Below are 19964 nucleotides of genomic sequence, written 5' to 3' on the forward strand. Positions count from 1 at the left end.
GCCGCCGAGGCGCCCGAGGTGGCGCAGGCCTGCCTGTCCTGCCACGGCGAGGCGCTGGCGGAGGGCGCGCCGCCGATCGCCGGGCATTCCAGCAACTACATCCAGTTGCAATTGGTCTTCTTCCGCTCCGGCCGGCGCAAGAACGAGATCATGCAGGGCGTGGCGGAGGGTCTGTCGGACAACGACATCCGGGCGCTCGGCAAGTACTTCGCCTCCCTGCCGGTCCCGGACGCGAAGCCCCCGGCGGACATGCAAGCCGATCTCACCAAGGCCGGCGAGGCCTCCGCCACCCGCCACCGCTGCGCCGCCTGCCACGGCGACGCCTATCTCGGCATCCAGGCCGCCCCCCGCGTCGCCCGCCTGCCCGAGGCCTACCTCGCCAAGGCGCTCTCGGATTACCGGGCGAACACCCGCCCGAGTTCGGGCGGCGCCGCGATGACCGAGGTCGCGGGCTCGCTGTCGGACGAGGACATCAAGGCGTTGGCGCATTACCTGGCGGTGATGCCGTGATGCGTTGTCAACGGGGATGATGTCGATGCCCGGTCGCGCTTCGCCTCTGCGACGCCTCTGCGACGCTTGGGCTGGCCGGGCACCGAGCCGCGGTATGATGGACGTTGCCGGGAGGGACCCACAGATATCGGCAACGGACAGGAGGCATCATGCTCAGCATCCGCGATCGCGAGATCGAGGCCCTCGCCGAGGCCGTGATGAGGACGCGCGGCGCTCCCGACCTCACCGCCGCGATCAAGCTCGCGCTGCACAACGAGATCCGCCGCGCCGAGGAGGAGATCCCGCTGCGCGAGCGTGTCGCTGCGCTGCGCGCGCTCGCCAAAGCGGACCGCCCCGGCCTGCCGCCCCTCACCGAGGACGAGCGCGACCAGCTCTGGGAGCGCTGATGCTCATCGAGACCTTGGCCGTCGTCGGGTAAGGGCAAGCCGGAACACCGCAATCCTCCGCGAGGGGGCGCGGCATCGCAGGGAGCACCGGGCGTAACGTCTCTCGGGGTCATGCCGCTCCCCCCACTTCCTCCCGCATGAACCGCGCGAAGCGCGGATCGCCCGCATGGGCGATGTTGACCCGCATCATCGGCGGCCCGGCCGGTCCCTCGGGCAGGAAGAGCCCGCCCGGCGCGATCAGGATGCCGCGCGCCGCCGCCCGGCGCGACAGGACGTCGAGGTCGGTCGCCTCCGGCAGACCGCACCAGAGGTAGTACCCGCCCCGCGGCTCGCCGAAGACCGGCAGCCCGAGACCGGCGAGGACCGCCCTCCCCTGCAGGGACGCCGCCTCGATCCGGCCGCCGAGGCGGCGCAGGTGGCGGCGGTAGCGCCCGCTCTCGATCAGGTCGTGGACGATCCGCTCGACGAAGCCGGAGCTGTTGACGCTCGTCACCATCTTGAGGTCGCGCAACGCCGCCGTGACGTCGGCGCGCGCCGCGACGTAGCCGCAGCGCAGGCTGGCCGAGAGGGTCTTGGCGAAGGTGCCGACATAGATCACGCGCTCGAGCTGATCGAGGGCGGCGAGCCGGGCCTGGGCGGCCGGCAGCACGTCGGCGAAGGGGTCGCACTCGACGATGCGCAGGTCGAGCGCGGCGGCGCGCTGCAGCAGCCGGTGGCCGACCGGCAGGGTGAGCGAGCAGCCGGTCGGGTTGTGGGCGAGCGACTGGGTGAAGAACAGCCGCGCGCCGCTCCGCCGCGCCACCTCGTCGAGATGGGCGATGTCCGGCCCGTCCGGGTTGCGCCGCACGCCGAGGATGCGGGCCTTCGCGAGGCGCAGCTTGCCGAAGAGCGGGTAGTAGCCAGGAGAATCCACCAGCACCGGCTCGCCCGGCGCGACGAACTGGCGGATGACGAGGTCGAGGGCGTGGTTGGCGCCCGAGGTGAGCAGCACCCCGCCGGGCTCCGCGTGGATCGCCCGCTCGGCGAGGCGCAAAGCCAGGCTCCGGCGCAAGGGCGGATATCCGTCCGGGCTGCCGTAGCTCTCGCTCGCCGTCGCCGCGGAGGGTCGCAGGGCGCGGCCGACCTCCAGACTCTCCATCCAGTCCGGCGGCGGGCGCCCGTCGCCGACCCGCACGTCGTAGTGACGGTCGAGCTGCTCGCGCAGCAGCCAGACGCTGTCCACCGCCGCGACCGGGACGGGCCCCGGATCCGGCACCGGGCGCGCGGCCTTCGCCGGCGCCGCGACGTAGAAGCCCGAGCCCGGCCGGCTCTCGACCCGACCCGAGGCGACGAGACGCTCATAGGCGTTGACGACCGTGTTCTTCGACACCGCGAAGCGCAGGGCCGCCGCCCGGATCGAGGGCAGCCGCTCGCCGGGGCGCAGGAGCCCGCGGTCGATCCGTTCCGCCACCCCGGCGACCACCTGCTCGACCCGGGTGCGGGGCTCGTGGCTCTCGACCGTATCCATGCCGGCGAGGGTACGGTCACTCCGGGAAAGGCGCAAAGCGTTCCTTGCCGGCTGGGCACGGACGGGTACGGTGACGGCAACGAGCAGGCTCTAACGCGCTCGGACGGGGAGAGACACGCCGTGGCGGCCGCGAGGCGCGGGCCGCCTCCGTCCGGGCTGCGCGAGAGCCCCCGAACCGGCGATCATCGGCAGCAGCACCCATGCAGAGCACGTCCCGGGCGAACCGCACCTCGCGCATCGCCGGCTTCCACACCAAGACCCCGGCTGAGCGTCTCGACCTCGTCGCCGCCTTCGCGGAACTCTCAGGTCCCGAGGTCGCGCACCTCGCCGAGTTCGGCAACCTCGCTCCCGACCTCGCCGACCGGCTGATCGAGAACGTCGTCGGCACGATGAACGTCCCGGTCGGCATCGCCACCAACATGAAGATCGACGGCGAGGACGTGCTGATCCCGATGGCGACCGAGGAATCCTCGGTGGTCGCCGCGGTCTGCAACGCCGCGCGGCAGGTCTACGAGGACGGCTTCACCACCTCGGTCTCCGGCAACCTGATGATCGCCCAGGTCCAGGTCGTCGGTGTGAGCGACCCTTTCGCGGCACGCCTGCGCATCCTGGAGCAGCGCGAGGCGTTGCGCGCGCTCTGCGACGCCTGCGACCCGGTGCTGGTGCGCCTCGGCGGGGGGCTGCGCGACGTCGAGGTGCGGGTGCTCGACACGTTGGGCGGCCCGATGGTGGTGACCCACCTGATCGTCGACACCCGCGACGCCATGGGGGCGAACGCCGTCAACACCATGGCGGAGGCGGTGGCCCCCCACATCGCCGGCTGGAGCGGCGGACGCGTCTACCTGCGCATCCTGTCGAACCTCGCCGACCGGCGTCTCGCTCGCGCCCATGCGGTCTGGCGCACCGACGCCATCGGCGGGCCGGAGGTGCGCGACGGCATCGTCAGCGCCTACCACCTCGCCGAGGCCGATCCCTACCGCGCCGCGACCCACAACAAGGGCATCATGAACGGCATCGACGCCGTGGTGCTCGCCACCGGCAACGACACGCGGGCGATCGAGGCCGGCGCCCATGCCTACGCGGCACGCTCGGGCCGCTACACCAGCCTGACCCGCTACGAGGTCACGGCGTCGGGCGATCTCAGCGCCTCGATCGAGCTGCCGCTCGCCGTCGGCCTCGTCGGCGGGGCGACGAAGCTCCACCCGACCGCCCAGGCCTGCCTGAAGATTCTCGGCGCGACCACCGCCGAGCGCCTGGCCCGGATCATCGCGGCGGTCGGGCTCGCGCAGAACTTCTCCGCCCTCAAGGCCCTCGCCACCACCGGCATCCAGAAGGGCCACATGGCGCTGCACGCCCAGAACATCGCCATGATGGCGGGTGCCCTCGGCGACGAGATCGAGGCGGTGGCACGCGTGCTGGTCGAGCGGCGCCTGGTGCGGCTCGACGTGGCGCAGGAGGTGTTGGGGGAGATGCGCGGGGGGTGAGGGCGGCTGCGCCATCTCGCTGCAAGACCATCCCGCCGGCTCCCTCATCCTGAGGTGGCGGGTGGGATGAAACAGATCTGATCTCACCCACAAGAACAACCCGAAGGACCGCCGAGCCAACGGCCGATCAACACCGAAACGGGAGGACCATCATGCCGACACTCACCCGCCTCGCCGCCCGCCTGCTCGCCGGCGCCGCCCTGCTCGCCGCCGCCGGCACCGCCCGCGCCGAGGTGTCGAGCGTGACGCTCGGCGTGCTCACCGATCTGAGCGGCTTTGCCGCCGATTCCACCGGCGAGGGCTCGGTGGTCGCCGCCCGCCTCGCGGTCGAGGATTTTCGGAAGGAGCAGCCGGCGATCAAGGTCGAGGTGATCCAGTCCGACCACCAGAACAAGCCCGATATCGGCTCGGCCACCGCCCGGCGCTGGATCGCGGAAGGCCGGGTCGACGCGATCCTCGACGTGCCGTTCTCCTCGGTGGCGCTCGCGGTGCAGGAGGTGGTGCGCGACTCGAAAGCCGCCTTCATCGCGTCGGGCCCCGGCACCTCGGACCTGACCGGGCCGAAATGCTCGGCCAACACCGTGCACTGGACCTACGACACCTGGGCGCTCGCCCACGGCACCGCGCTCGCGCTGGTGCGCGCCGGCAAGACGCAATGGTTCTTCCTCACCGCCGATTACGCCTTCGGCCACGCGCTGGAAGCCGATGCCGCGAGCGTGGTGAAGCAGGAGGGCGGCACGGTGGTGGGGACCGTGCGCCACCCGACGGCGGCTGCGGATTTCTCGTCGTTCCTGCTCCAGGCGCAAGGCAGCCGCGCCCAGGTGATCGCGCTCGCCAACGCGGTCGGCGACACGGTCAACTCGGTCAAGCAGGCGACGGAGTTCGGCATCACCGGCGGCGGCCAGGATCTCGCCGCCTTGCTGATGCAGCTCTCCGACGTGCACGCGATCGGCCTCAAGGACGCACAAGGCCTCTACCTGACGGAAGGGTTCTACTGGGATGCCAATCCCGGCACCCGCGCCTTCGCCGACCGCTTCGCCGCCCAGATGAAGGGCCGTCGGCCCACCGCCAACCAGGCCGGCGTCTATGCCGGGGCGCTCGCCTACCTGCGCGCCGCGGCCGCGGCCGGCAGCACCGACGGGCGCAGCGTCGTCGCGCGGATGAAGGAGGGGCCGACCGACGACCCGCTCTTCGGCGAGGGCCGCGTGCGCCAGGACGGCCGGCACATCCACCCGATGTACCTGTTCCAGGTGAAGAGCCCGGCCGAATCGAAGGGGCCGTTCGACTATTACAAGCTCGTCCAGACGATTCCCGCCGCCGAGGCGTTCCGGCCGCTGAGCGAGGGCCGCTGCCCGCTGGTGAAGGCGCCGTGACCCTCCCCGCCCGCGTGCGGATCGTCGAGGTCGGCCCCCGCGACGGCCTGCAGAACGAGCCCGTCACCGTGCCGACCGCGGTGAAGCTCGGGCTGGTCGAGCGCCTGCTCGCCGCCGGCCTGACCGCGATCGAGGTCGGCAGCTTCGTCTCGGCCCGGTGGGTGCCGCAGATGGCCGATACCGCGGCGCTGATGGCCCGGCTGCCGCCGAATCCAGCCGGGCGCTACGCCGTGCTGGTGCCGAACCTCAAGGGGTTCGAGGCGGCGAGAGCCGCCGGCGCCGGCGAGGTCGCGGTCTTCGCCTCGGCCTCCGAGGCGTTCTCGCGCGCCAACATCAACTGCTCGATCGCCGGGAGCCTGGAGCGGTTCGCCCCCGTCGCGCAGGCGGCCCGCACGGCCGGGATCCCGCTGCGGGGCTACGTCTCCTGCGTGCTCGGCTGCCCGACCGAGGGGCCGGTGGCGCCGGAGACCGTGGCGCAGGTGGCCCGCCGGCTGATCGACCTCGGCTGTTACGAAGTGTCCCTCGGCGACACGATCGGGGCCGGGACGCCGGACACGGCACGGGCCTGCGTCGCGGCCGTGGCGGCGGTGATCCCGCCGGAGCGGATCGCGCTGCACTTCCACGACACGGGCGGCCTGGCGCTCGCCAACATCCGCGCCTGCCTCGATCTCGGGGTGAGCGTGGTGGACGCCGCCGTCGGCGGCCTCGGCGGCTGCCCCTACGCGAAGGACGCCCCCGGCAACGTCGCCACCGAGGCGGCGGTCGCCGACCTCGATCGCCTCGGCATCGCGACCGGAATCGATTCCGGCCGCCTCGCCGACGCGGCCCGCTTCATCAAAGGGGCGCTCGGTCGGCCGACCGCATGACGATCCCGCCCTCGACGTCGTCCCGGGACCGCGCGGCGGAGCCCGGCATGACTCGCGGGTGGAGACAGCCCGGCCGACCGGCCGGACGGCGGACGATCAGCGCAGCCGCTCCGCCGCCCAGGCGATGTGGTCGTCCATGAAGGTCGAGATGAAGAAATAGGAGTGGTCGTAGCCCTCGCGCATGTTGAGGGTCAGCCCGATGCCGGCCTTCTGGCACGCCTCTTCCAGGAGCCAGGGGCGCAAGCCCTCGTCGAGGAAGGAATCGGCCGTGCCCTGGTCGACCAGGAATTCCGGGAAGCGGCGGCCGTCCTCGATCAGCGCGGTGGCGTCGTGGCGCCGCCACGCGGCCTCGTCCTCGCCGAGGTATTTGGCGAGGGCGGGCTTCGACCAGCCGGCGGTCGAGGGCTGGACGATCGGCGCGAAGGCGCTGCACGAGCGGAAGCGCTCGGGGTGGGTGAGCGCGATGGTGAGCGCGCCGTGGCCACCCATCGAGTGCCCGAAGATGCCCTGGCGCTCCATGTCGACCGGGAATTCGCGGGCGACGAGGGCGGGCAGCTCCTCGGTGACGTAGGACCACATGCGGTAATTGCGGTCGAACGGCGCCTGCGTCGCGTCGACGTAGAAGCCCGCGCCGCAGCCGAACTGCCAGTTGTCGGGCTCGTCCGGCACGTCCGGCCCGCGCGGGCTGGTATCGGGCGCCACGATGGCGATGCCGTGCCGGGCGGCGGCGCGGCGGTACTCGCCCTTGTCCATGACGTTGGCATGGGTGCAGGTCAGGCCCGACAGGTACCACAGCACCGGGACCTTTTGGCTTTCCGCCTGCGGCGGCAGGTAGACCGCGAAGGTCATCGGGCAGCGCGTCGTCTCGGCCTCGTGCCGGTACACGCCCTGGATGCCGCCGTGCGAGCGAGCCTTCGAGACTGTTTCCATGTCGCCGTGAATCCCCGCGCCTGTTCCGGATCCGGCGGTGCGTCGTCCCGCACCGCCGGGCTCAGTCGGATCTTAGAACACCACTACCGAGCGGATCGACTTGCCCTCGTGCATCAGGTCGAAGCCGTGGTTGATGTCTTCCAGCGGCATGGTGTGGGTGATCAGATCGTCGATGTTGATCTTGCCCTCCATGTACCAGTCGACGATCTTCGGCACGTCGGTGCGGCCGCGGGCGCCGCCGAAGGCCGAGCCCTTCCAGACGCGGCCGGTGACGAGCTGGAACGGACGGGTCGAGATCTCGCGGCCGGCCTCGGCCACGCCGATGACGATCGACTCGCCCCAGCCGCGGTGGCAGCACTCGAGCGCCTGGCGCATCACGTGGACGTTGCCGGTGCAGTCGAACGAGAAGTCGGCGCCGCCGCCGGTCACGTCGAGGATCGCCTGCACGACCTTGTCGGTGCCGACCTCGTTCGGGTTGATGAAGTGGGTCATGCCGAACTTCTCGGCCATCGCCCGCTTGTCGGGGTTGATGTCGACGCCGACGATCTTGTCGGCGCCGACCATGCGGGCGCCCTGGATCACGTTGAGGCCGATGCCGCCGAGACCGAACACCACCACGTTGGCGCCCGGCCACACCTTGGCGGTGTAGATCACCGCGCCGAGGCCGGTGGTGACGCCGCAGCCGATGTAGCAGATCTTGTCGAAGGGGGCGTCCTCGCGCACCTTGGCGAGCGCGATCTCCGGCAGAACGGTGAAGTTCGAGAAGGTCGAGCAGCCCATGTAGTGGTATACGGTGTTCGCGCCCGGGCTGCCGCCGGTCGAGTCGCAGCGGAAGCGGCTGGTGCCGTCGGGCATCACGCCCTGGCCCTGCGTGCTGCGGATCGCGGTGCAGAGGTTGGTGCGCTGCGACAGGCAGGACTTACAGTTGCGGCACTCGGGCGTGTAGAGCGGGATGACGTGGTCGCCGGGCTTCAGCGTCGTCACGCCGGCCCCGACCTCGCGCACGATGCCGGCGCCCTCGTGGCCGAGGATCGCCGGGAACTTGCCCTCGGAATCGAGGCCCGACAGGGTGTAGGCGTCGGTGTGGCAGATGCCGGTCGCCATCACCTCGACCAGGACCTCGCCGGCCTTCGGCCCTTCGAGGTCGATGGTCTCGATGGTGAGGGGCTTCTTGGCTTCCCAGGCAACTGCCGCGCGCGTCTTCATGGTGTCTCCAACCGGATCATGCTTCGCGTGAGAACGCGGCAAACTGCCTTGAGGCCGCGGGTCGGCCGGCTCGCCCGCTGAATGGCCCGATCTCTGCTGCGATTTGATGAAGGCCGCAACGGTGCGGCGCAACAAACTTTAGTCCACCATTGCGGGCGCCCCGACGCGGCGCATCCACCGGGCGCGATGCGACAGGTCCAGAGCGCATCCTGTCACATAAATGCTCCATGTTATACTGTTACAAGACGATCGAGAGGCCGGCGTGACCGGCGCGGGCCCGTCGATCGGGCCGGTCTCTGCCGCGAATGCGTCAAGGCGCGCCGTCCTTCCCTTCGGATGCTGCCGGAGTCGCGATCGGCGGGGCGACCCATCATCCCGGCCGCAGGATCGGAGACGGGCCGGGTCGCGCCGGGCTCCGCGCGCCGGTCGTCCCGCTGCGTGCCGGCAGGGCGGCGCGCGACGCCGCGATCGCGACCCCGAGGCGCGCGGGTGGCGCCGCCGGCCGATCCGGATCGGGCACGGGAGTGTCCCCCGCCGGCGGCGCATCGGGGATGGCGGGGCCGTCCCCGCCGACGGGCCGGGAACCGGTTGCCACCTTGGCAGGGACGGTAAGATCTTCTTTGTCTTTCGATTTTTCAGGTTCGGAAGTGCGCGGGCCGGCCTCCCAGAGGTGGATCGCCACGCTGGCGATCCGGATGACGTGGGTGCCCTTCGCCCGCTCCTCGATGGCGAGGTAGCCGCGATGCGCCGCCCAGCGGATCGCCGTCTGGACGGTGCGGCGGCAGCACCGGGCCCGCGCAGCGATCGTCCCGAGGGCGAGTTCGCAAGCCCCATGCTCGCGAATCTCCCGGGCGATGACGCCGATCGCGCCGAGTTCGGCCGGGTGGAAATCCTGCTTGATCGTGGCGGGCCAGGGCAGGCGGTGGCCGAGATAGGCGCGCCGCCGGGCGGGGGCCTGGCGCTCGGCACGCTCGGCCAGCGTCGCCCGCGGGCGGGGAGTCGCGGTGTCGCGTCGCGACGGCGCGGGCCGCGCCTCGGCCGGCGACAGCGCGGCGAGCCGGTCGAACGCGAAGGCGCCGAGGGGGCCGCCCCCTCCCCTGCCCCGCTCCCGGGCGCGGTGCAGGCCGGCGGCGGCCGCCATCCGGTCCCGCCGGTCCTGGACCGCCTGGAACACCTGCTCGGCGTCCTGGTCGTGAAGCGCGCCGGCCCCGTAGGCCTGGATCGCGTCGGCGTTGAGCGCATCGAGGCGCGGGCGCCAGTCCGGGCCGGCGATCCGCCCGATCGTGGCGAGCAGCCGGTCGCGCAGCAGCGCGGAGGTCGCAGCCGTGCTCATCGGCCCGCCCCGCGGGGTGGGCGCGTGCGTCTACGATGCGGACATGCGGGAGCCTTCGCCCAGGCCGTCATCCGGCCGAGCGTCGCCGCACGCCGCCCGGGGGGCGTCGTCGGTTCTGCCATCGTCCTTGCCTGTCACCGGGCAAAGGAAATCCGCTCGCCAGAACGGCGTCCGACTCTTGACGGCCATGACGGGAAGTGCGATTCTCTAGTCGCCAAACCTGAGAAGGGCTTCCGGGACGAAAGTTCTGGGGGCCTTTTTCTTTTGCGGTGACCTCTTCAAATGGATCGCAGCCGGGCGGGATTGCCCGGCTGCCGCATGACTGTCGCTCGTCAGTCTCCTGTCTGGTTCGGGGGCTTCGTCTCCCGGAACGCCCGGTAGAGTTCTTCCAGGTGGGACGAAAGATAGGTGCCGAACTCTCCGGCATCCTTCGCCGTCAGGGAGAGGCTGAAGCCCTTCCCCGAGCGCCGGCAGGTCGCCTCGACGGCGCGGTCGGGCGCGGTCCAGGTCGAGGTCTGCGGCTCGAGTGACCGGCGGGCCGGCGCCTTGCGCCCGGCCTTGATCGCCGCGAGGAGGTGGCCGAACCGCTCCGGCCCGTCCTTGTCCAGGAAATCGGGGGCCTGCACCGCCGCGACCGCGATCTCGGCCTTGGCCGGGATCGCCACCAACTTCTTCAGCTCCTCCCAGCGGTCGCGGCCGATGCCCTTGGCGGCGCCGAGGGCGTCGATCACCGGCGCCGGCACCGTCTCGGCCACCGACAGCATCCGCGACAGGAGCGTGTCGTCGATGGTGAGCGCCGCCTTGATCGTCGCCTTGGTCTGGCCCATCGCCAGGAGCTTGCGGGCGAACAGGGCCTTCTCGATGAAGGACAGGTTGGCGCGCGCGGCGTTCTCCTGCCCCTGCGCGACGATGTGGGCGATGTCCTCGATCGTCTTGACGATGGCCCGGACCTCGCGCCCGAGCTCGCGCGCCACCCGCACCCGGCGATGGCCGTAGACGATCATGAACCGCCCGGCCCGCTCGGGGTGGGGCCGGACCAGGATCGGGGTCGACTGGCCGTGCTCGGCGATCGCGTCGCGCAGGCGCCCGTAATCCTCGTCGTCCTGGTCGATGCGGTCCTGGACGAAGGAGGCGTCGATCAGGCCGGTATCGAGGCCGACGACCGCCTCGCCGTCGGCCATCCGCCGGGTGTTCTCGGCCATCTCCTCGATCGAGCGGGTCATCGAGCGGGCAGCGCCCCGGCGGACGAAATCGGCGCTCGGCTCGGCGACCGGGGCGTCGAGGATGTTGGCGAGGAGGTTCTTACGCATCGCACGCGGCTCCTATCCGGTTGGGGTATCGAGCGATTTTCCCGTTCTGCACGGCCGTCAAACCCGCCTCCCCCAGGCCTGGTGGATCAGCCCGGCGATCTCCTCGTTGACGCCGTTCACCGATTCGAGGGCCCGGTCGTAGGTCGAGCGGATCATCTGCCCGCGCTCGACCTCGTAGAGCGACTGGTTGGTGATGCCGGCATCCGAGATCGCGGTCGATTTCAGCATCTGGGTCCGCAGCATGTTCTTGGGAAACAGCGCCTGCATGAAGCCGACCATCTGGGCCTGCGGCCCGTCGGTCGGCTCGTAGCGGGTGACGAGGTAGCGGAACCATTGCAGGTTCACCGCCGCCCCCGCATCGGCGATCGACTTCAGGATGCCGCCCAGCATCAGCAGGAACTGGCTCATCGACATCACGTCCAGCATCTGCGGATGGATGGTGACGAGGACCGAGGTCGAGGCGGTCAGCGCCGTGAGCGTCAGGTAGCCGAGCTGCGGCGGGCAATCGATGACGACGACGTCGTAGCGGTCGTCGACCTCCCTCAAGGCGTTGGTGATGCGGGTGAAGAAGGTGCGCCCCTCCGGGTTGCGGTTCGAGGCGGCGAGCGGCGTGTCGTACTCGTATTCCTGCAGGTCGAGGCTCGCCGGCACGATGTCGAGGCCCGGGAAGTTGGTCGGCCGGATGATCTCGGAGAGGGGCCGCTTCCCGTCGTCGTAGCGCAGGGCCTCGTAGATCGACGGCGCCTTGTCGAGCTCGGGCTGGATGCCGTGCAGGGCCGAGAGCGAGGCCTGCGGGTCGAGGTCGATGGCGAGCACCCGGTGCCCGGTCAGCGCCAGGAACTGGGCGAGATGCGCCGCCGTCGTGGTCTTGCCGCTGCCGCCCTTGAAGTTCACCGCCGAGATGATCTGCAGCTTCTCGCCGGCACGGCGGTGCGGCACGTATTGCTTGAGGTCGGAGCGCCCGTGCCGGTCGAGGTATTTTCGCAGTTCCAGCATCTGCTCGGCGGTGTAGGACCGCCGGCCCGAGGCCGAGGTCGCCGGGACCGGCCCCTTGCCCTCGAGGTGGAGCTTCTTGATGTTCGACGGCGTGACGCCGAGGAAATACGCCACCTCCGCCAGCGCGAACGGCCGCAGGCCCTTGGTGGCGTTGGGCGGGTAATGCTCCATCCGGAGCATGCTGAGCTTGTCGGAGATGAGGCCGCCCTGGCGGAGAATCGTCTCGTGGAAGCTGATCGCCTCCATTCCCTCTGTCGGTCCCGTTCGTTCCATCCGCCCCGATTCCCGAGTAACGCTTTTCCGCGCCGATCCCCACCACAAGCGTCATTATGCGGATGATTCTCCCGTTCCGGCAACGCTTTTTCGGTTGACGGACCGGGCTGTGCGGCGGCAGGGCGCGCCCGCCCTGCTTCGGCGCGGGCCGGGCTCGATGGCGGCCCTCGCGCCCGCGGCGGACCCGCGGTGGACAAGCGCTGACGCGGGAACTCCCCTTCGGGCCGCGATGCGCTATCAGATGCGCCGGACAGGCCTCGCCGACACGTTTCTCACGCCCGATCGATGATCCAGACTGCGCCACCGGGTGGCGATCTCGAAGCACAGCTGTTCGACCTCGCGCCCACCTCGCTGTGGCTGCAGGATCTCGGCGCGCTGAAGGCCCACCTCGACGCGGCGCGGGAGGCCGGCATGACCGACCTGCGCGGTTGGCTGCGGGATCCCGGCCACCTGCTGGCCTGCCAGCGGCTGATCCGGATCCTCCGGGTCAACCGGCATACCCTGGCGACCTACGAGGCGCGGGACGAGGCCGAGCTGTTCGCCCACATCCCGGCGATCTTCAACGACCCGGAGGCGGTCGCCCTGGTCGAGGTCCTGTGCCGGCTCTGGGCCGGCGCGACCCAGGCGCGCCTCGTCACGCAGAACCGGACGGTGGGCGGACGGGTCATCGACGTGAGCTATGCCGGCCAGCTCCTGCCGGGGCACGAGGCCGGGTGGGGCCGCTTCCTGATCTCGATCGAGGACATCACGCCGCGCGAGGAGCAGCGCCGGCGCGAGGAGGCCCTGCGCCTCACCGATCACCTGACCGGCCTCCTCAACCGCGCCGGCCTCGATGCGGAGATCGCGCGGATCGAGCGCGACCGCATCGTGCCGGCCTCGGTGATCGTCGCCGACCTGAACCGGCTCAAGGCGATCAACGACCTCCAGGGCCACGAGGCCGGCGACGCGGCGATCCGCCGGTTCGCCGACCTCCTGGCGCAGCATGCGCCGCCTCCGGCCCGGCCGGCGCGGACCGGCGGCGACGAGTTCGTGGTCCTGCTCCCCGGGACCGGGCCCGAGGCGGCCGCCGCGCTGGTGCGGCGGATCCTGGCGGCGATCGACGCTCCCGTCGACGTTCCTGGCCCCTCCCCGCTCAGCGCCGCCCTCGGCTTCGAGACCTGGACCGGGGCCGAGCCGATCCGGGACGCCCTCGCGCGGGCGGATGCCCGGATGTACGCGGCGAAGCGCCGGCACCACGCCGCCGGGGCGCCGGACGCGCCCTGGACCGCCCCGGAGACCGCCTTCGCCCGCCCGCCGCGCCCTCACTGACGGGAGCCCCTCCCTTACGCGTTGTCGCCCCGGATGGCGGCGATGACGGCGTCGGTGACCTGGCGGGTCGTCGCCGTGCCGCCGAGATCGGGGGTGTGCAGGCCGGGATCGGCGGTCACCCGCTCCACCGCGTGCATCAGCCGGTCGGCCGCGGGCTTCTCGCCGAGATGGTCCAGCATCTGGCAGGCGGTCCAGAAGGTCGCGACCGGGTTGGCGATGCCCTTGCCGGCGATGTCGAAGGCCGAGCCGTGGATCGGCTCGAACATCGACGGGAACTTGCGCTCCGGGTTGATGTTCGCGGTCGGCGCGATGCCGAGCGAGCCGGCGAGCGCCGCGGCGAGGTCCGACAGGATGTCGGCGTGCAGGTTCGTCGCCACGATGGTGTCGAGGGTCTCGGGCTTGATCACCATGCGCATCGTCATGGCGTCGACCAGCATCTTGTCCCAGGTCACGTCCGGGAAACCTTGCGCCACCTCGGCGGCGATCTCGTCCCACATCACCATGGCGTGGCGCTGCGCGTTCGACTTCGTCACCACGGTGAGCAGCTTGCGCGGCCGGCTGCGCGCCAGTTCGAACGCGTAGCGGATGATGCGGGTGACGCCGGTGCGCGTCATCATCGAGACGTCGGTGGCGACCTCCTCCGGGTGGCCCTGGTGGACGCGCCCGCCGACCCCCGCATACTCGCCCTCCGAGTTCTCGCGCACGATCACCCAGTCGAGCTCAGGGCCGGAGACGTGGCGCAGCGGGCTGGTGATGCCGGGCAGGATCCGGGTCGGGCGGACATTGGCGTATTGGTCGAAGGGCTGGCAGATCGCGAGCCGCAGGCCCCACAGGCTGATATGGTCCGGCACGCCGGGCGCGCCGACCGCGCCGAAGAAGATCGCGTCGTGGTGCCGGATCTGCTCGCGGCCGTCCGCCGGCATCATCACGCCATGCTGCCGGTAGTAGTCCGAGCCCCAGTCGAAATGATCGAACCGGAACCGGAACGTGCCGGCCTTCTCGGCCAGCGCCTCGAGCACCTCGATGCCGGCGGCGATGACCTCGATGCCGATGCCGTCGGCCGGGATCGCGGCGATTCTGTAGGTCTTGGTCACGACGAGGCTCCGGGTGGGATGAGGGACGGCGGGACCGCCGATCGCCTCCGCCCTTGCGCGCCATCTTCCATGCACGCCGAGAGACCGCCAGCGCATTTTCCAAGGAGGCGGATACGGGCTCGACGCGGGGAATGTGGCACGCTCAGAGACCGATAGCAGCGTTCGATCAATGGGCGATGGGCCGGATCGTGCAGACGAAATACTGTCGATCAGGTCAACCAGGCTCTCAGGACGAGGTCGCAGGCGGGATGGAATGGAGGCATGCGATGGCACGCGTGCCGATCGGTCAGCCTCCGCCACGTCCAGTCCGCCCCGCTCACGGCCGGGCGAGGCGATGCTCGACCGCGTCCCGGAGGTGGTACCAGCCGCTCACCACCGGCAGGAACCACGGCTTGCCGTCGTAGAACGGCACCGGCACGGGGGCGAAGGCCGGGGCGTCGAAGGCGCTCGGGCGGTTCTGGCGGCCGAGGAGCTTCAAGGCCGCCTGATGGCCGAGATAGGTCATCAGCGCCACGCCGTTGCCGTTGCAGCCGACCGCGAAATCGGCGCCGTCCTGGCGGCCGAGATGGGCGAGCTTGTCGGCGGTCATGCCGACCTTGCCGCTCCAGCAATGCGTGACCCGGGTCTGCGTCAGCTGCGGCCATACCGCCCGCATCAGCGCGTGCAGCTTCGGCGCGGCATCGCGCTCCGGCAACGTGAACATGCCCGGCCGGCTGCCGAACAGGAGACGGGTGCCGTCCGGCGAGGGGCGGGCATAGATCAGCTCGCGGCGCGAATCGGTGATCATCCGCCGGCCCGGATTGATCTCGTCCATCAAGGCCTGCGGCAGCGGCTCGGTGGCGATCTGGTAGCTGCGCACCGGTACCACGCGCCGACGCAGGTAGGGGCTCGCCCGGTCGCTGTAGCCGTTCGTGCCGTAGAGGACGTGCCGGGCCCGGATCCGGCCGCGCCCGGTCTCGACCGCGAACTGCCCGCCCTCCAGGGGCTCGACCGACAGCACCGGGGCGTGCGAGCGCAAGGTGGCGCCGTGGCGCCGGGCGAGGCCGCGCAGGGCCCGGTGATACTTGCCCGGATGCAGGCCACCGTAATCGTCGATGACGATGCCGCCGTGGTAGAAATCGGTCCGTGTCACCTCGTGCTGGCGGCTCTTCGGGATCTCGTGGACGGTGACGCCGGTATGGCGCGCGAGCAATTCGCCGTTGCGGCGCAGCCGGTCGTAGTGGCGCGGCACGTAGGCCGCGAAGTAGCGGCCGACGACACCGAGATCGGCGTCGAGCGCCTCCTCGCGGATCAGCGTCTTCAGGTGCTCGTAGGAGGAGAGCGAATCTTCCAGGAGGCGGGCCATGCGGGCGGCGTCGACGCCCTTGATCGCCCCACCGATCACCAGCTTCTGGCCGCTCGACACCATGCCGCCGGAGCGGGTCGAGGCTCCGGCCCCCAGCTCCTCCGCATCGACCACCGTGACGGCGACGCCGTTGCGGGCGAGTTCCGCCGCCGCCGAGAGACCGCAATAGCCCGATCCCACCACCAGGACGTCGGTCTCCTCCGGCAGCGGGTCGCGGGCGGCTTCGGGCGCGGCGGCGTCCCACCAGTAGGGGTCGGTGGTGAAGCCCTCGGCGAGGAGGGAGGCCGGATCAGGCATGGAAGGCCTCGGATGTGTGGCGAAGCGAGGAGAGGAAGCTTTTCGTGCGGGCATGACGGGGCGTGCCGAAGAGGGAATCCGGCGGTCCCTCCTCGACGACGGCGCCCTCGGCCATGAAGACGACGCGGTCGGCGACCTCGCGGGCGAAGCCCATCTCGTGGGTCACGACCACCATGGTGGTGCCGTCGCGGGCCAGCCCCCGCATCACGTCGAGCACGTCGACGATCGTCTCGGGGTCGAGGGCCGAGGTCGGCTCGTCGAACAGGATCGCCTTGGGCCGCATGGCGAGCGCCCGCACGATCGCGACCCGCTGCTGCTGGCCGCCCGAGAGCGCGCCCGGGTGATCCTCCGCCTTGTGGGCGAGGCCGACCCGGGCGAGCAGCGCGCGCGCCTGCGCCTCGGCCTCGGCCCGCGACAGCTTGAGCCGGCGCATCGGCGTGAGCGTCATGTTGCGGAGCACCGTGAGGTGCGGGAACAGGGCGTAATCCTGAAACACCATGCCGATCTCGGTGCGCAGGCGCTGCCAGGCGCCCTCGTCGCCGAGATCGACCGGCCGGCCGGCGACGCGCAGGCTGCCGCCGTCGGGCCGCACCAGCCCGTTGATGCAGCGGATCAGCGTGCTCTTGCCCGACCCGCTCGGGCCGATCAGCACCACGACGCTGCCGGCGGCGACATCGAGGTCGATGCCGTGGAGCGCCCGGAACGCCCCGAAATGCTTCGTCAGCCCGCGCAGGGAGATGAGCGGTTCGGGCGTCATGCGGCCAGCTCCCGCACCGCGCGCTTGAGCGCGTCGCGCGCCGCCTGGAGCCCCGTGCGGCGGGCGACGAGGGCCGCGCGGCGCGCCTCGAGCCGCGCTTGCGCCGCCTCGACCGCCCGGGCGACGGCCTCCGGTGCCGGGCCGCCCGGCAGGGTACGGGCGGCGACGCTCGCCGCCGGATCGAGGCTCACCCGGACGGCCTCGCCGGAGAGCCCGAGGGGCCGGCCGATCTCGGCCTGCGCCGCCGCATCGACCATCGCCGACGTGATGTCGTCGGCGGCGAGGCCCGCATCCATCGCCGCCCGCACCACGGCACCGACGACGTGGTGCGCCTCGCGGAAGGACAGGCCGGCCTCGCGCACCATCAGGTCGGCGAGGTCGGTGGCGGAGGCGAAATCCTCGGTGACGCGCCGGCGCATCAGGGCGGCGTTCGGGCGCGCCGTGGCGATGACGAGATCGAACAAGGCCAGGCAGCGAAGGGTCTCCTCGCCCGCCTCCCACACGCCCCGCATCGTCTCGCGGTTGCCGTCGATCGTGTTGGTGAAATGCGTGCCCTTCACGGCGCTCGCCGCCGCCACGTAGAGGCCGAGCATCTGCCCGGCCTTGCCCTTCAGGTGCTCCAGCACCACCGGGTTCTTCTTCTGCGGCATGATGCTGGAGGTGCCGGTGACCCGGTCGGGGAACTCGATCGTCTGGAACTCGTGCGAGACCAGCACGTGGTAGTCCTGGGCCACCCGGCTCCAGCCGATCGCGACCTGCGACAGGCCGGCCAGGATCTCGAGGGCGAAATCGCGGGTCGCGACGGCATCGAGCGTGTTCTCGACGAGCCCGTCGAAGCCGAGGCTTCGCCCCAGCATCTCCCGGTCGATGCCGAAGGCGGTGCCGGCGAGAGCCCCGGCCCCGAGCGGGCTGAGATTGGTGCGCGCCCAGGCATCCGACAGGCGGCCGAAATCGCGCGCCAGCGCCTGCGCCACCCCGGCGAGGTAGAAGCCGTAGGTCACGGGCTGGGCCGGCTGCAGGTGGGTGTAGCCGGGCATCACCACGTCCCGGAAGCGGTAGGCGCCGTCCAGCGCATGCTCCTCGACCGAGAGCAGCGCTTGGCCGGCATCGAGCAGGAGGTCGCGGGCCCGCATCCGGTCGAGGGCGGAGGTCAGGTCGTTGCGGCTGCGGGCGATGTGCATCCGCCCCCCGGCATCCGGGCCGATCAGCCGGATCAGCTGCGCCTCGTAGTTGAAGTACGAATCCTCGCGCTCGGGATCGAGGGGCACCGCGCCGGCACCCTCCCCTTCCATCCGCAGCAACCCCGCCGCCAGCGCACGGGCCGCCTCCGGGGCGATCAACCCGCACCGCGCCAGCATCAGTACGTGGGCCTGATTGAGGTCGGTCATGGCGGAGAAAACCGCCTGGAAGTCCCGCGCCAGCCGCGGGGCGTAGATGTGCTCGCACACCTCCGGGGCGACCGGCTCGGTGAGCCGGCGGCTGACCTTCGATTCCATGGCTCAGACCTTTTTGTTAGATCTTCGGGCCGCGACCGGCCTCGGGCCGGTCGCTTCGGGCTTCAGGGAAGCTGCGGGGCGGGTGCCGGCGCGGCGGAGGCCACCGTGGCGACGGAGCGGCCTCGCGTCCGGCCGAGGCGCCGCTCCAGCCCGCGGCCGAACCAGGACAGGCCGGAGCAGATCACGAAGTAGGTGACGAGCACGGCGCCGTAGACCAGGAAGGCCGGGTTGCGGCCCTCCATCATCGTGGTCCGCTCGACGATGATCTGCCCGACCTTGAAGAACTCGCCGACGCCGACGAGGGCGCCGAGGGAGGTTGCCTGGATCAACAGCGTGAGCAGCCCGACGAAGGGCGGCAGGATGGCGCGGAGCGCCTGCGGGCCGGCGATGAAGCCGTAGACCTCCCAGGTCTTGAGGCCGAGCGCGGCGGCGCTCTGCCACTGGTGGCGCGGCACGGCGTTGAGGCCGCCGCGCACGATCTCGGCGCCGTTGGCGCTGCCCCACAGCGACAGGCCCACCGTCACCGCCCAGAACGGCGTCAGGTCGAGCCCGGCCAAGGGGGCCACGAAGAACACCAGGAAGATGTTCACGATCAGCGGGATGTCGCGAAACAGCTCGACCCAGACCCGCACCAGGATCCGCAAGCTGCGGAACCGCAGGGTGGCGGCGATGCCGAGGAGCCCGGACAGGACCGTGACGAAGAGAAGCGTGGTGAGCGAGAGCGCCAGCGTCATGCCGAGGCCCTGCAGGATGAACGGCAGGTTCTTGAGGAGAAGATCGAGACCGGAGACGAGATCCATTGGCGCCCTCCCCTCTCAGTGCCGGAACGGTGCGTTGAGCCGGAATTCGAGCCGGCTCGCCAGGAACGACAGGACGAGGACCAGCGCGAGGTAGATCACGCAGATCGCCGCGAACATCTCGATCGTGCGGAAATCCATCGAGATCCGGTCGATCGCCACGTAGGTCAGCTCGGCGAGCCCGATCGCCTGGAGGTAGGACGAGTTCTTCAGGAGCGAGATCGCGGTGTTGAGCATCGCCGGCAGCGCCACCCGGATCGCCAGCGGCGCGGCGACGAGGTGGAAGAAGCGCCAGGGCGTGAGGCCCAGCGCGTACGACGCCTCGCGCAGTCCCTTGCCCACGGTCGCGAGGCCGCCGCGCAGGTTCTCGATCTGGTAGGCCCCCGCCCACAGGGTCAGGCAGAGCACGCCCGACCAGAACAGCGACAGCTTCAGACCGATGCCGGGCAGGCCGTAGAAGATGAAGAACAGTTGCGCCAGCATCGGCGTGTTGCGGATGAACTCGACGTAAGCCCGCACGACCCGGTCGAGCACCGGCACTTCGAGCACCCGCACGGCCGCCCCGAGAAGGCCGACCCCGACCGACAGCACGATCGACAGCAGGCTGACCTGGATCGTGAGCCACAGGCCGCGCATCAGCGCCGGCCCCTGCGCCATCAGGTAGGCGAGATCGAACTCCATGCCGGCATCCCTCGT

General features: G+C 71.1%; 18 protein-coding genes. 6 read left to right on the forward strand and 12 right to left on the reverse strand.

From position 1 onward, the window contains the following. The first annotated feature begins 18 nt into the window (after nucleotides 1–18). Together G4G93_RS36615 and G4G93_RS24170 are read left to right on the forward strand one after the other, a co-directional pair. Complete coding sequence (locus G4G93_RS36615; RefSeq protein ID WP_165088092.1) at nucleotides 19–510, forward strand: c-type cytochrome; 492 nt, start codon at nucleotides 19–21, stop codon at nucleotides 508–510. A gap of 149 nt (nucleotides 511–659) precedes the next feature. Continuing rightward, nucleotides 660–896, forward strand: coding sequence for a type II toxin-antitoxin system VapB family antitoxin (locus tag G4G93_RS24170; protein ID WP_165088094.1), 237 nt, complete (start codon nucleotides 660–662; stop codon nucleotides 894–896). Between the two features lie 109 nt (nucleotides 897–1005). On the opposite strand, the gene G4G93_RS24175 is transcribed toward G4G93_RS24170, so the two are convergent. Continuing rightward, on the reverse strand, nucleotides 1006–2403 hold the full coding sequence (locus G4G93_RS24175) for a PLP-dependent aminotransferase family protein (RefSeq protein ID WP_165088096.1): 1398 nt from the start codon (nucleotides 2401–2403) through the stop codon (nucleotides 1006–1008). Between the two features lie 200 nt (nucleotides 2404–2603). Between G4G93_RS24175 and G4G93_RS24180 the strand changes: the two genes are divergently transcribed. From G4G93_RS24180 to G4G93_RS24190, 3 genes are all read left to right on the forward strand, one after another. Then, nucleotides 2604–3887, forward strand: coding sequence for a hydroxymethylglutaryl-CoA reductase, degradative (locus G4G93_RS24180; protein ID WP_165088098.1), 1284 nt, complete (start codon nucleotides 2604–2606; stop codon nucleotides 3885–3887). 152 nt (nucleotides 3888–4039) lie between these two features. Continuing rightward, complete coding sequence (locus G4G93_RS24185; protein ID WP_165088100.1) at nucleotides 4040–5260, forward strand: ABC transporter substrate-binding protein; 1221 nt, start codon at nucleotides 4040–4042, stop codon at nucleotides 5258–5260. Continuing rightward, entirely contained in the window at nucleotides 5257–6126 is an 870-nt protein-coding gene (locus tag G4G93_RS24190) for a hydroxymethylglutaryl-CoA lyase (RefSeq protein ID WP_165088102.1), read from the forward strand. Before G4G93_RS24185 ends, G4G93_RS24190 begins: the two co-directional genes overlap by 4 nt. A 96-nt stretch (nucleotides 6127–6222) precedes the next feature. Here G4G93_RS24190 and fghA read toward each other — a convergent pair whose 3' ends face one another. The 5 genes from fghA to repA all read right to left on the reverse strand — a co-directional run bounded on the left by fghA (nucleotide 6223) and on the right by repA (nucleotide 12147). Next, nucleotides 6223–7056: an S-formylglutathione hydrolase gene (gene fghA, locus G4G93_RS24195; protein WP_165088104.1), complete on the reverse strand. Its 834-nt coding sequence runs from the start codon at nucleotides 7054–7056 to the stop codon at nucleotides 6223–6225. 72 nt (nucleotides 7057–7128) lie between these two features. Further along, nucleotides 7129–8262: an S-(hydroxymethyl)glutathione dehydrogenase/class III alcohol dehydrogenase gene (locus G4G93_RS24200; protein ID WP_165088106.1), complete on the reverse strand. Its 1134-nt coding sequence runs from the start codon at nucleotides 8260–8262 to the stop codon at nucleotides 7129–7131. A 370-nt stretch (nucleotides 8263–8632) separates the two neighbouring features. Beyond that, nucleotides 8633–9595 (reverse strand): hypothetical protein, encoded by a 963-nt coding sequence (locus G4G93_RS24205; RefSeq protein WP_165088108.1) that lies wholly within the window; start codon nucleotides 9593–9595, stop codon nucleotides 8633–8635. Between the two features lie 332 nt (nucleotides 9596–9927). Beyond that, the gene (gene repB / locus G4G93_RS24210; RefSeq protein ID WP_165088110.1) at nucleotides 9928–10905 is read right to left on the reverse strand and encodes a plasmid partitioning protein RepB; all 978 of its coding nucleotides are present in this window, start codon (nucleotides 10903–10905) and stop codon (nucleotides 9928–9930) included. A gap of 57 nt (nucleotides 10906–10962) precedes the next feature. Further along, on the reverse strand, nucleotides 10963–12147 hold the full coding sequence (gene repA / locus G4G93_RS24215; protein ID WP_246736984.1) for a plasmid partitioning protein RepA: 1185 nt from the start codon (nucleotides 12145–12147) through the stop codon (nucleotides 10963–10965). A gap of 312 nt (nucleotides 12148–12459) precedes the next feature. On the opposite strand from repA, the gene G4G93_RS24220 reads away from it, so the two are divergent. Beyond that, nucleotides 12460–13482: a diguanylate cyclase gene (locus G4G93_RS24220; RefSeq protein ID WP_165088116.1), complete on the forward strand. Its 1023-nt coding sequence runs from the start codon at nucleotides 12460–12462 to the stop codon at nucleotides 13480–13482. 14 nt (nucleotides 13483–13496) lie between these two features. Here the strand turns inward: G4G93_RS24220 and G4G93_RS24225 are convergent, their stop codons facing one another. The 6 genes from G4G93_RS24225 to G4G93_RS24250 all read right to left on the reverse strand — a co-directional run bounded on the left by G4G93_RS24225 (nucleotide 13497) and on the right by G4G93_RS24250 (nucleotide 19949). Further along, nucleotides 13497–14576, reverse strand: a complete 1080-nt coding sequence (locus G4G93_RS24225) for a tartrate dehydrogenase (protein WP_165088119.1) — start codon at nucleotides 14574–14576, stop codon at nucleotides 13497–13499. Between the two features lie 316 nt (nucleotides 14577–14892). Then, on the reverse strand, nucleotides 14893–16218 hold the full coding sequence (locus tag G4G93_RS24230; protein ID WP_165088121.1) for an NAD(P)/FAD-dependent oxidoreductase: 1326 nt from the start codon (nucleotides 16216–16218) through the stop codon (nucleotides 14893–14895). After that, the gene (locus G4G93_RS24235) at nucleotides 16211–16975 is read right to left on the reverse strand and encodes an amino acid ABC transporter ATP-binding protein (RefSeq protein WP_165088123.1); all 765 of its coding nucleotides are present in this window, start codon (nucleotides 16973–16975) and stop codon (nucleotides 16211–16213) included. Before G4G93_RS24235 ends, G4G93_RS24230 begins: the two co-directional genes overlap by 8 nt. Further along, a complete protein-coding gene (gene argH, locus G4G93_RS24240) occupies nucleotides 16972–18471 on the reverse strand; it encodes an argininosuccinate lyase (RefSeq protein WP_165088125.1) in 1500 nt (499 codons plus the stop codon). The genes G4G93_RS24235 and argH overlap by 4 nt, the downstream gene beginning before the upstream one ends. Before the next feature lie 62 nt (nucleotides 18472–18533). Then, entirely contained in the window at nucleotides 18534–19271 is a 738-nt protein-coding gene (locus G4G93_RS24245; protein ID WP_165088127.1) for an amino acid ABC transporter permease, read from the reverse strand. A gap of 15 nt (nucleotides 19272–19286) precedes the next feature. Further along, entirely contained in the window at nucleotides 19287–19949 is a 663-nt protein-coding gene (locus G4G93_RS24250; protein WP_165088129.1) for an amino acid ABC transporter permease, read from the reverse strand. Nucleotides 19950–19964 lie beyond the last annotated feature (15 nt).

It is taken from the genome of Methylobacterium sp. DB0501 (genome assembly GCF_011043735.1).
GTDB lineage: Bacteria > Pseudomonadota > Alphaproteobacteria > Rhizobiales > Beijerinckiaceae > Methylobacterium > Methylobacterium alsaeris.